Below are 12778 nucleotides of genomic sequence, written 5' to 3' on the forward strand. Positions count from 1 at the left end.
CTTGTCCCCTTGTCCCCTTGTCTCCTTGTCCCCTTGTCCCCTTGTCCCCTTGTCCCCTTGTCCCCTTCCACTCAAGACTCCCTTCTATTACATCTCATAAATTCTGGCTTCTAATGCTTCTGGATACTCGTCGCAGTAATCTTCAAAGGCGGTTGTATGAATTTTTTCAGATCGTTGGTGTGCCATTTCTGATTGCAGTTCTTCGATGACATCCCAGGCGGCGGCGCATTCTTCAGAATGAATACCTTTTTGAGCGCAAACAGCACGGGCTTTTTTGATTTCGTCTTGTAGCTGTTGCTCTAACAATATTGAGTGGGGTTGTTCTAAAAAGTCACTCTGCGCCACAATATCTGTGAGTGAAATTATACCTAGTAACTCACCCTGAATCACTGGCGCTCTGTGTAAATGATGATCAGCAAATAATCTGGCTACGTATTCGACACCAAGGTCAGGATTAATGACAATACAAGGTTTGGTCATGACTTCATATATACGGACTTTGCCAGGATCTTTACCGTAGGCAATGACTTTATATACAATATCGCTCTCACTAATAATGCCGTAAGCGTCTTGTGCGTGACGACGATCTACAATGAGCGATCGCCAGTCTCTAGCCCGCATTAATTTCACAGCCTCGGCTACTGTCGCTGAACTACGAATCGTGGCAACATCTTTAGTCATAATGTCAGATGCTTTCAACATAATAATCTCCCAATTTTCTAATTACGATTGCCACACCTTCAACTTAGATAAAGAGTTTGAGTAACTTGTGAAGTTAACCAAACTTGATAAATTCACGTCCTTCAAGCCGTGGCATTTCGCCCTTTAACAGTGGTTCCAATGCAGCTTTAATGCGAGTGGCTGAGGGTGGACAACCGGGTAAATAAATATCAACTGGGACTACACTATGTACGGGTGTCACGCGGTCTAGTAAGGTGGGTACAATACCCGGTTCTTGGGGAACTTGAGGATGAATATCCACTGCTTCTATATAAGAACGCTGAAGCACAGGTTCTGCACTACCTAAAGGATTACGTAAAGCGGTGACATTGCCAGTTACAGCACAATCACCAAAGGAAACCAATATTTGGGAACGTTCCCGCACAATCTCAATCATTTGCAGGTGTTCTTCGTTGGCGATCGCACCTTCGACTAAAACCACATCCACACCTTGGGGATATTCTTTAATATCAGCGAAGGGACTATAAACCAAATCCACCTGTGCAGCTAAATCAATTAGCCATTCGTCCAAGTCGAGAAAGGACATATGACAGCCAGAACAGCCACCTAACCATACTGTTGCTAATTTCAAACGAGCCATAATATGCTAGTGAGCATTGAAGTTGTATAAAAACAGGGGTAAAGCCCTTACTACAAGCGAATCAGTCTGGAAATCAGATTCTCCTCATCTCCCCATTCCCCATCACCAATTGCCATTCTTGAACTACAGATTGAGGAACTGAGATGTTGATAGAGTTTTTACCCGGTAAAGGTAAACTCAGCATTAGCGGCTCAGTTGGTAGTTGGGGTAAGATGTCTTTGAAGTCATATTGACCAATGGTGGGTGCTGGTGCTTCGTCTAAGAAAACATCGTTAGCAGTTAAGACTTTACCTGTGGAAGTAGTGATTTTTAAGGGTTGGGGATGAATCAGTTCTGCATAGCCGGGAAACCCCACTAGTCGCAGGTTTACAGTTGTTGCTTGACCTGGGTAAACTTGCTTAAATAAAACAACCTGCCAAACATTACCTGATTGATCGTCTAATTTTGTCTGTGCGCGATAAACTAGTTCTCCAGGTGCTGGTTCTAACTTGTTGACAGCAGCAATTACTGTCTGGGATGTGAGGCTTCCTAAACCGAAGAATATATATGTAGTCAATATTGCCAGTAGTAGTAGCCACCAAAATATTTTTTGGATAAATCGGATACGTCGGCGAAACATTGGTTTATCTCCTGTTAAAAATTCCATTGTTGTTTTTCCCTGGCGGTAACTAGAAAATCGAGTGTGGCGCGATCGCGTTTCATTTCGCCGACACTGGAACCTTTGTCAAAAATTGCCCCTGTCGGACAAGCATTAACGCATTTACCGCAGGAAGTACAAGTTGAGGAAGTTCCCCAAGGCTGATTTAAATCGGTAATCACATGAGAGTTTGTCCCCCTCCCCGCCATATCCCAAGTATGAGCGCCTTCGATTTCGTCACAAACCCGGACACAACGTGTACAAAGAACACAACGGTTGTGGTCAATACCAAAGCGATCGTGAGAAATATCAACTTGGCGATGGGGGAAATGGTACTCTAAACGCACATGATCCATGCCCATTTCAATAGCTAAGTCTTGCAGTTCACAATTGCCATTAGCCACACACACCGAGCAAATGTGATTACCTTCAGCAAACAGCATTTCTACAATAGTGCGCCGATATCTTTGCAGGCGATCGCTCGTTGTCTTTACTTCCATGCCTTCAGTAACTTTAGTCACACAGGCTGGTTGGAGTTTACTACTTCCGGCAATTTCCACCAAACACAACCGACAAGCACCCACATTCTCCACACCCTCTAAATGACACAATGTAGGAATATGAATACCAGCATCCGCCGCCGTTTCCAGTAAAGTTTCCTCTTCACGGGCGCTGATTAATTGACCATCTATTGTCAAAGTTTTTACAGTCATAAATATAGTAATTCGTAATTAAAATAATCTCCAATTCCTAGTCCCTAATCCTCTTTAATCACTATCGCGCTTAGAAAAATCTAAAACCCTTATTTTTCAAGTTATCAATTTAGGCGTAGGTTGGGTTAAGCACAGCGAAACCCAACACCCAAAGACTTTGTTATTGTTGGGTTTCACTACGTTCTACCCAACCTACATTTATTTTTCTTTCTCCAGAGTGATAGAAAAGGGCTAATTCCTAATCAAAGCCAAATACTCATCTCGGAAATAGCGCAAAGTACTAAATACCGGATTGGGTGCAGATTGTCCTAAACCGCATAAACTGGTGTTTTGTACCATGTCACACAGTTCTTCTAGTAGTTCCAAGTCAGCTAGAGATGCTTTACCTTCACGAATCTTGGTTAGTAGTCCATGTAACTGCACAGTGCCAACTCGGCAGGGAATACACTTACCACAGGATTCGTCCATGCAAAACTCCATGAAGAACCGGGCGACATCCACCATATTGGTACTTTGATCCATGACGATCATGCCACCGGAACCCATGATAGAACCAAGGTTGCTCAAGGATTCATAATCTACAGGTGTATCAAAAGCTGATGCGGGAATACATCCCCCAGAAGGGCCTCCTGTTTGTACGGCTTTGGTGATCCCGTCATCTGGGACACCGCCGCCCATTTCTTCGACAATCTGCCGTAAAGAAGTACCCATTGGCACTTCAATTAAACCTGTATTGCGGACTTTACCAGCTAGGGCAAAAACTTTTGTACCTTTGCTTTTTTCTGTACCGATACTGGCAAACCAGTCAGCGCCTTTGCGAATAATGGGTGCAATATTGGCAAAGGTTTCCACATTGTTAATTAAGGTAGGATAACCCCACAAACCAGATTCAGCCGGATAGGGGGGACGGGGATGAGGAGTACCACGTTTTCCTTCAATAGAAGCCATGAGGGCAGTTTCTTCACCGCAAACATAAGCCCCAGCACCGATGCGGATATCAATTTTAAAATCAAAGGGAGACTCAAAGATTTGACTGCCTAACATACCCAGATGTTGAGCTTGGCGAATGGCAGTTTGCAGACGATTGATCGCAATGGGATATTCTGCCCGAATATAAATATAACCTTGACTGGCACCCACAGCGTAGGCGGCGATCGCCATGCCTTCTAAAACGCGATGAGGGTCACTTTCCATGACACTCCGATCCATAAATGCACCAGGATCGCCTTCATCAGCGTTACAGATCACAAATTTACGCTCACCTTTGGCTTTAGCAACAGTCGCCCACTTCAAACCTGTGGGATAACCAGCACCGCCACGTCCTCTTAAACCACTACGGGTAATTGTATCTACCACCTCACTGGGAGTCATCTCCCGCAGCACGTGGTAAAGAGCTTGATAACCTTCAGCCGCAATATAAGCTTGAATGCGTTCTGGATCAATTTTGCCGCTATTTTCCAACACAATGGGCATCTGTCCTGCAAAAAATGGCTGCGTCAGACTTCCCTGCTGCACAGTTGCGGCTTGTCCATGCAGAGTGGCAATAATTGCAGGTGCATCTTCTGGGGTGACTTTTTCGTACAATTGGGAATCGGTGGAGGCGGATGACGAAGCATTATCCACTTTTTCCCCAGTCTCCACTTCCACCAATGGCCCTTGACAACACAAGCGCATACAACCAACACCGGAAACTTGGACTGTTTCCGCCAATTCTGCTGCTGTAACAGCTGCTTCTAGTTGTTGTTTCACTGCTTGGGAGTTAGCAGATAAGCAACCAGCTGCGATGCAGCAACGAATCTGCACAGGTTTTTGCTGGGAACCTTCTTTTTGGGCTATTTCTAGTAATTCAGTCAGTTCCATCTTTGAGCCATCCTTGGATGCGATCGCTAACTGATTCTGGGGTTTGATATCCTAAGACTGCGCCGTCAAATACTACCGCAGGCGCGCTTCCACAAGCCCCCAAACATCTTGATGTCAGTAGTGAAAGTTGACCATTTTCCGTGGTTTCACCAGCTTTGATGTGAGTCTCTTGTTCTAGGTGAGACAAGATGGCTGTAGCACCTTTGACATAACAAGCTGTACCTGTACACACCACACAAGTATGAACTCCTGGGGGTGCGAGGGAAAATAAGTGATAGAAGGTAGCTACACCATAAACTCGACTGGGTGGTAATTTTAATTTATGGGCAATTTCCAGTAATAAATCGGTTTCTAAGTAGCCAAAGAGTTCTTGGGCTTGATGGAGAATTTCAATTAAGGCGTTTTGCTGATACTGATGACGCTTGATGGTAACGTCTAGGATTTTCCAGCGTTTATCGGTTTTGGCTGGAGCATGATTTGGGGGAAGAGCCGCTTTCATCACAATCTCGCATCTAAGTTGTTTTACTCACTTGAACTGGCTACAGTGGTAGATTTTGTGACAACTTTTTCCAAATCTTGATGCATAATTGGGCGTTGGACAATATGAACCGAACAAGGTGCGTGATGGACAACATAGCTACTCACACTACCCAGCAACATTTCCGCTAGCCCAGAGCGACCATGACGACCCATGATAATTAAGTCAGCACCCCAATTAATCGCTAACTTACAGATTGTACGACCAGGATCACCAAGGGGTTGAGCAAATTCTGTAGTAATTCCTACTGTATTGGCTTGGGCGCTGAAAGATTGCAGCATTTGTAAACTTTCTTGTTTCAAGCTATTCCACTGTTGTTGATATAACTCGAAATTTTGACTGTTCAGTCGGGGATAGTAGTCTATGTTGTATAACATAGGTAAATAGGAACTACCTCCTTCTTCTGGTGCGAGAACATGTAATAGTAATAAGTGGGCTTGTGTTAATTTAGCTAAAGCTAATGCTTCCTCAAAAACTTGTTGACCTATCTGTGAGCGATCCAATGCAACGAGAATTTTTTTTAGCATATATACCTCTAGTTTTTACTGATAATTGAGTTTTTAATTTTTAGAAATAGAATTGACACAAATTGCCAAATCTACATCTGTCTTTTGGTAATTATCCTCAAAAATTTTAGTAGTTAGCTTGTATGATGTATCAAACCTCCTCTCCCTACACTTAAGTTATAGAACAACAATTTGAGGAACTTGTGAAGACGGTAACCAATCTATAATGAGTTATTTTTTCTTACATCTATGAGTAATCGGCTGGCTATACATTTTTTGAAAATTGATAAATAATCACATTTTGTTAATTATTGTTAAATAAGTAGACACAATTAAATATAAAATAAATTTTTGTTTGTAGTGAGCGATTTATCGCTCTCTTGCCAGATTTTCCAAGGCTAGAGCCGCTGAATATGAACTTTTATTTTATTAAGATTTTGTACATAAATAGAGCCTGGAATATATTTATATGAGAATTTTAGTTGTTGAAGATGACGAGTTAAATTCTTATGTCCTTAGTGCCATTTTGAGCAACCAGAACTATGCAGTAGAAGTTGCTCATGATGGTGACATGGCTTGGGATTTAATTGAAACTTACGACTATGATTTAATTCTTTCAGACATAATGCTACCTAAGCTAGATGGCATTAGTCTTTGTCGTAAAATTCGCTCTAGTGGTCGGCAAATGCCTGTCCTGTTATTAACAGGGTGTAATAGTAGTCACGAGAAAGCCATTGGTCTAGATGCAGGTGCAGATGACTATGTAGTCAAACCCTTTGAACAAGAAGAGTTAGTAGCGAGAGTGCGGGCTTTATTGCGTCGCAGCGGGACGACAGTACAACCAATATTAGAGTGGGGAAATTTACAGCTTGATCCTAGTAGTTGTGAAGTCCATTATGCTGACAATTTATTATCACTAACTCCCAAAGAATATGCACTATTAGAACTATTTTTGCGAAATCATCGCCGGGTATTTAGCTGTGGCATGATTTTGGAACATTTATGGTCTTATGAAGACACCCCAGGAGAAGAAGCAGTTCGCACGCATATTAAAGGATTACGGCAAAAACTCAAAGCTGTGGGAGCGCCCAGTGATTTAATTGAAACAGTATATGGAATTGGTTATCGACTCAAACAGCAGGAAGAAGAAGCCAAGAAAAACCCAGAAGTAGAACAGCCAAAAGCTCAAAAATCTCAACCTCCACAAGAATTACCGACGCCAGAACAAACATTAACTGCAATAGCCGGAATTTGGCAGAAATTTCAAGGGCGAGTAGATGAACAGGTGAGGATAATAGAGCAGGCGATCGCTTTAATTCAGATGGGTTTAAAATTGTCTGATATGCATGAAAGATTGTCGCCAGCAGTCAAAGAAGCACATACCTTGGCGGGATCTTTAGGTACTTTTGGTTTACCCGAAGGCTCCAGGTTAGCACGTCAAATTGAGCAGTTATTGAAATCAAATCAACCCTGGCAATCCGATGACATAGCTAACTTACAAAATTGGATAAAGCTACTACGCCAAGAAATCACCGCTAAGGCAGATTCAACAACAAACTTACCAAAAACCCCAGCAGAACTGCCTGGGGATGGCACTTTAAAAAACAACTTAGCCCAAGCAGAAGCCAAAATCTTAGCTGTAGACGACGATCCGCAAATTCTTGCCTTGTTACAAACTTTACTTCCTCCTTGGGGATTGCAAGTAATTACCCTCAATGACCCACGCCAGTTTTGGGAAACCTTGACCACCGTAGCCCCAGACTTATTGATTTTAGATATAGAAATGCCTCACATCGGTGGTCTAGAACTTTGTCAGGAAGTACGTCATGATCTCAGTTGGAGTGAATTACCAATTTTATTTCTCACCGTTCACAGCGATGCCGAAATACTAAATCAAGTTTTTAGTGTTGGTGCAGATGACTTTGTTAACAAACCCATCATCGGCCCAGAACTAGTAACTCGTATTATCAATCGCTTAGAACGAGTCAAACTGCTGCGTCGCGTCTCCCAAAAAGTGGGGAGTGAGGGACAAGGGGGACAAGGGGGACAAGGGGGACAAGGGGACAAGAATAACTATGCTTCCCCATCTCCCTCATCAGCAATTAGCCGGGAAATTACTCAGTATCAAGAAATAGAGGCAGAAATCCGGCGGGTAAATCGTACACTTCAGACTTTGAGTAGTTGCAATCAAGTAATTATTCGCGCTACCCAAGAGAATGATTTACTAGAAAAAATTTGCCAAATTCTTGTGGAAATCGGAGGGTATCGGCTGGCTTGGGTTGGTTTTGCGGAAAATGATCCTGAAAAAAAGATCCTTCCATTGGCCCAAGCAGGTTATGAAGATGGATACTTGCAATCTCTTAACCTCACTTGGTCGGATACTGTTAATGGACAAGGCCCCATCGGAACAGCTATTCGTACTAGTGAAATTTCCATTATTCAAAACATTTCTCTGAATCCCAAGTATGAGATTTGGCGTTGTCAGGCTAACCAACGAGGCTATGCCGCGTTAATCGCTTTACCTCTCAAAGCTGATGGTAAAGCTTTCGGCGCTTTGAGTATTTATGCTGGCGAACCAAATGCTTTTGATGTCGATGAAGTCAAACTGTTAGACGAACTAGGAGAAAATTTATCATATGGCATTGTCGCCTTGCGTAATCAACGCGATCGTGAACTACTGCGAAAAAATGGCCAATTAGCTGAAGCCGCACTACAGCAAGCTAATAATGAACTGGAATTAAGAGTAGCAGAGCGCACAGCCGAGTTAGTCAATGTCAATCGTCAGTTACAATCACAGCTGAATGAACGCCAGCGCATCGAAGAAATATTACGCATATCGCAAGTGCGATTGGCACGAATTTTAGATATTGCTGATGATGCCATTATTTCTATTGATAGCAGCCAATATATTACCTTGTTTAATCAAGGTGCCGAGAAAATTTTTGGCTACACTGCCCATGACATAATTGGGCAGAAGCTTGATGTGCTGTTACCTATGGGTTTTGCCGAGGCACACCGTCACCACGTAGTTGACTTTGGGCAATCACCCAGTCTCGCCCGTCGCATGGGAGAACGGCGAGAAATATTTGGTCGTCGTCAAGATGGAACTGAATTTCCCGCGGAGGCTTCTATTTCTAAATTTCATTTAGGAAGCGAGTTTTTTTATACTGTAATATTGCGTGATATCACAGAACGCAAGCAAATTGATCGAATGAAAGATGAGTTTGTTTCTGTTGTCAGTCATGAACTCCGCACACCTCTAACTTCAATTCACGGCTCTTTAGGAATGTTAGCCAGTGGCTTACTCAAGCCAGACTCGCCACAGGGCCAACGCCTACTGCAAATTGCTACCGATAGTACTGAGCGTTTAGTACGTTTAATTAATGACATTCTGGATATTGAGCGCATTGAGTCAGGCAAGGTAAAAATGGAACACAAAACCTGTAATCTTGCCGAACTAATTAATTCAGCTGTCAGTCTCATGCAGCCTCTGGCCCATAAAGCAGAAGTAACTTTATCTATCTCTAGCTCACCCCTCCAGATATGGGCAGATCCGGATCGTATTGTCCAAACGTTGACTAATCTACTAAGTAATGCAATTAAATTTTCCTCTGCTGGATCTAAAGTGTCGTTGACGACACAACAGCAAGGAGATGAGGTATTAGTAATCATTCAAGACACCGGACGTGGTATACCAACAGATAAACTTGGAAGTATCTTTGAGCGCTTTCAACAAGTTGATTCTTCAGATTCCCGCAACCATGATGGGACAGGTTTAGGCCTGGCAATTTGCCAAAGCATTGTGCAACAACATGGCGGGAGTATCTGGGCAGAGAGTATGTTGGGTGAAGGTAGTACATTTTACTTGGCTTTACCTATTCTTAGTGCTGAGACCACAGCCAAATTAAAATAGATGAATGACCAATGACAATAAAGCGAATTTTAGTAGTTGATAACGAACAATATATTCAAGAAGTGGCCAAGATTTGTCTGGAAACCGTTGCCGGTTGGGACGTGGTGACAGCGAGTTCGGGGAAAGAGGGGATAACTCAAGCCGAGGCTTGCCAACCAGATGCGATTTTGCTGGATGTGATGATGCCAGATATGGATGGTATTACTACCTTTGAACGACTACAGGCAAATCCATCAACTAAAGGCATTCCGGTAATTTTATTAACTGCGAAAATTCAAAGTGTTGATCGTCAAAGATATGCTCAGATGGGAATAATTACAGCGATCGCTAAACCGTTCAATCCTTTAGAATTAGCTGGTGAGGTGGCTACAGCACTGGGTTGGAATTGAAAAAACTAGCGGTTGGCTAAATGCTAGACAATGCAACCCATGTGATTATTAGAACATACATCGCGGAAGTGAAATTTTCCCAAACAAGTTAATCTAAATATTCCGTTGTGCTAATTCGTAATTCAGCAGGTCAGAGTTATCTGTAACCTGCTGGTTAAATATTAGTACAATTGTATTACTAGTTCGGGGAGCCGTATATGTCGTTTGTGCCATTACATATTCACAGTGACTACAGCTTGCTGGATGGGGCGAGTCAGCTACCAGAGTTGGTAGATCAAGCGATCGCCTTGGGAATGAAAGCGATCGCCCTCACTGATCATGGTGTCATGTATGGTGCTGTGGAATTAATTAAAATCTGTCGTAGTAAGAATATTAAGCCAATTATTGGCAATGAAATGTATATTATTAACGGCGATATCGAAAAGCAAGAACGCCGTCCTAAATATCATCAAGTTGTTTTAGCAAAAAATACCCAAGGTTATAAACACTTAGTTAAATTAACCACTATTTCCCACCTCCAAGGTGTACAAGGTAAAGGTATTTTTTCTCGTCCTTGTATTAATAAAGATTTACTCAAACAATATCATGAAGGTTTAATTGTTACTAGTGCTTGTTTAGGTGGAGAAATTCCCCAAGCAATTCTTAGTGGTAGACCAGATGCCGCGCGTAAAGTTGCCAAATGGTATAAAGATGTTTTTGGTGATGATTATTATTTAGAAATTCAAGACCACGGTTCCCAAGAAGACCGCATTGTTAATGTAGAAATCGTTAAAATTGCGCGAGAATTAGATATTAAAATTATTGCTACAAATGATTCTCATTTTATCTCTTGTTTCGATGTAGAAGCTCACGACGCATTATTATGTATTCAAACAGGCAAGCTAATTGTTGAAGATAATCGAATGCGTTATAGCGGCACAGAATATCTCAAATCTGCCGCCGAAATGCACCTGTTATTTCGTGACCATTTAACTGATGATGTGATTGCCGAAGCTGTAGCCACTACTGAAGAAGTAGCCGATAAAGTCGAGCCTTACAACATCATGGGTGAGCCGCAAATCCCCACACCACCCATTCCTTCTGGTCACACACCAGACACATACGCCGAAGAAGTCGCTTGGCAAGGATTATTAGAAAGATTAAATCGCAAATCTCGCAGCGAAGTCGATCCAGTCTACAAAGAAAGATTGGAATATGAATTAAAAATGCTACAAAAAATGGGTTTTTCTACCTACTTTTTAGTAGTGTGGGACTACATCAAATTTGCCAGAGATAATAATATTCCCGTGGGGCCTGGTCGTGGTTCGGCTGCTGGTTCCTTAGTTGCCTATGCCATGCGAATTACCAATATTGACCCAGTACATCATGGGTTACTATTCGAGCGATTCTTGAACCCAGAACGTAAATCAATGCCGGATATTGATACAGATTTCTGCATTGAAAAACGAGATAAAGTTATTGAATATGTAACTGAGAAATACGGCAAAGATCGGGTTGCTCAAATCATTACCTTTAACCGTTTAACTTCCAAAGCTGTTTTAAAAGATGTCGCCAGAGTGTTGAATATTCCTTACGGCGAATCCGACAAAATGGCGAAATTAATTCCCGTAGTGCGGGGTAAACCCACCAAACTTAAAGTGATGGTTTCTGATGCCACCCCAGCACCAGAGTTTAAAGCAAAATATGATAATGAACCCCATGTCCGCCATTGGTTAGATATGGCAATGCGAATTGAAGGTACTAATAAAACCTTTGGTGTTCATGCAGCCGGGGTTGTGATTTCCGCTGACCCCCTCGATGAAATTGTTCCACTCCAAAGAAATAATGACGGCTCAGTGATTACCCAGTATTTTATGGAAGACTTGGAATCAATGGGTCTATTGAAAATGGACTTTTTGGGTTTGCGGAACCTGACATTAATTCAAAGAACAATTGACTTAATTGAACAAACTAGTGGCTATCGCATTGACCCAGATGAAATTACAAGTCAAGAAAGAAAAGCGCAAAAGATACTAGCTAAAGGTGAACATACCACCCTACCTAAAGATGTCAAAAAATCCTATGAACTTTTAGAAGCCGGCGACTTAGAAGGAATATTTCAATTAGAATCTTCGGGAATGCGGCAAATTGTCCGAGATTTGAAACCTTCTAACATCGAAGATATTTCTTCAATTTTGGCATTGTATCGACCAGGCCCCTTGGATGCCGGACTAATTCCTAAATTTATAAATCGTAAACACGGCAGAGAAAGCATAGACTATCAAAGTCCCATTCTCGAACCCGTCTTAAATGAAACCTATGGAATTATGGTTTATCAAGAGCAGATTATGAAAATTGCTCAAGATATGGCTGGATATTCTTTAGGACAAGCTGACTTGTTGCGTCGTGCAATGGGTAAAAAGAAAGTTGCAGAAATGCAAAAACAGCGAGAAAAATTTGTCGATGGTGCGGCAAAAAATGGAGTTAAAAAACAAGTAGCTGATGAATTATTTGAGCAAATGTTGAAGTTTGCTGAATATTGCTTAAGTTATGACACGGAAATATTAACAGTAGAATATGGCTTGATTCCCATTGGGGAGATTGTCGAAAAAAATATTGAATGTAGTGTATACAGTGTTGATAGTCATGGTAATGTTTACACCCAACCCATTGCCCAATGGCACAATCGCGGACAACAAGAAGTATTTGAGTATGCTTTAGAAGATGGTTCAATAATTCGGGCGACAAAAGACCATAAATTTATGACTACTGAGGGACAAATGTTGCCAATTGATGAAATATTTGCCCAAAGTTTAGATTTAATGCAAGTTCATGGCTTACCAAAGTAATCTGACATCAGTTCGACGGAACCTAACCCCAACCCCTTCCCTAAGTAAGACGAAGTAAATAATTAAAGGTTTG

General features: G+C 42.0%; 10 protein-coding genes. 3 read left to right on the plus strand and 7 right to left on the minus strand.

Annotated features, from left to right (window positions below; translation table 11 throughout):
- Positions 1-87: 87 nt before the first annotated feature.
- The 7 genes from ACM0OS_RS08240 to ACM0OS_RS08270 form a co-directional block, all read right to left on the minus strand.
- Complete coding sequence (locus ACM0OS_RS08240; protein ID WP_414542686.1) at positions 88-702, minus strand: CP12 domain-containing protein; 615 nt, start codon at positions 700-702, stop codon at positions 88-90.
- 73 nt (positions 703-775) lie between these two features.
- On the minus strand, positions 776-1321 hold the full coding sequence (locus ACM0OS_RS08245; protein ID WP_414542687.1) for an oxidoreductase: 546 nt from the start codon (positions 1319-1321) through the stop codon (positions 776-778).
- Between the two features lie 73 nt (positions 1322-1394).
- The gene (locus tag ACM0OS_RS08250) at positions 1395-1967 is read right to left on the minus strand and encodes a DUF3122 domain-containing protein (RefSeq protein ID WP_414542688.1); all 573 of its coding nucleotides are present in this window, start codon (positions 1965-1967) and stop codon (positions 1395-1397) included.
- The gene (gene hoxU / locus ACM0OS_RS08255; protein WP_414542689.1) at positions 1955-2671 is read right to left on the minus strand and encodes a bidirectional hydrogenase complex protein HoxU; all 717 of its coding nucleotides are present in this window, start codon (positions 2669-2671) and stop codon (positions 1955-1957) included. The genes ACM0OS_RS08250 and hoxU overlap by 13 nt, the downstream gene beginning before the upstream one ends.
- Before the next feature lie 231 nt (positions 2672-2902).
- The gene (locus tag ACM0OS_RS08260; RefSeq protein WP_414542690.1) at positions 2903-4531 is read right to left on the minus strand and encodes an NADH-ubiquinone oxidoreductase-F iron-sulfur binding region domain-containing protein; all 1629 of its coding nucleotides are present in this window, start codon (positions 4529-4531) and stop codon (positions 2903-2905) included.
- Positions 4518-5030: a bidirectional hydrogenase complex protein HoxE gene (gene hoxE / locus ACM0OS_RS08265; protein WP_414542691.1), complete on the minus strand. Its 513-nt coding sequence runs from the start codon at positions 5028-5030 to the stop codon at positions 4518-4520. The genes ACM0OS_RS08260 and hoxE overlap by 14 nt, the downstream gene beginning before the upstream one ends.
- 23 nt (positions 5031-5053) lie before the next feature.
- On the minus strand, positions 5054-5596 hold the full coding sequence (locus ACM0OS_RS08270; protein WP_414542692.1) for a universal stress protein: 543 nt from the start codon (positions 5594-5596) through the stop codon (positions 5054-5056).
- A 448-nt stretch (positions 5597-6044) separates the two neighbouring features.
- Here ACM0OS_RS08270 and ACM0OS_RS08275 point away from each other — a divergent pair, with 448 nt between their 5' ends.
- The 3 genes from ACM0OS_RS08275 to ACM0OS_RS08285 all read left to right on the plus strand — a co-directional run bounded on the left by ACM0OS_RS08275 (position 6045) and on the right by ACM0OS_RS08285 (position 12705).
- Positions 6045-9488, plus strand: coding sequence for a response regulator (locus ACM0OS_RS08275; protein WP_414542693.1), 3444 nt, complete (start codon positions 6045-6047; stop codon positions 9486-9488).
- Between the two features lie 11 nt (positions 9489-9499).
- Positions 9500-9877 carry a response regulator gene (locus tag ACM0OS_RS08280; protein ID WP_414542694.1) on the plus strand — a complete coding sequence of 126 codons (378 nt, stop codon included), beginning with the start codon at positions 9500-9502 and terminating at the stop codon, positions 9875-9877.
- A gap of 197 nt (positions 9878-10074) precedes the next feature.
- A complete protein-coding gene (locus tag ACM0OS_RS08285; protein ID WP_414542695.1) occupies positions 10075-12705 on the plus strand; it encodes a DNA polymerase III subunit alpha in 2631 nt (876 codons plus the stop codon).
- The last annotated feature ends 73 nt before the right edge of the window (positions 12706-12778 follow it).

Source organism: Nostoc sp. CCY0012, from assembly GCF_963920855.1.
In the GTDB taxonomy this organism is placed as follows: Bacteria; Cyanobacteriota; Cyanobacteriia; order Cyanobacteriales; family Nostocaceae; genus Cyanocohniella.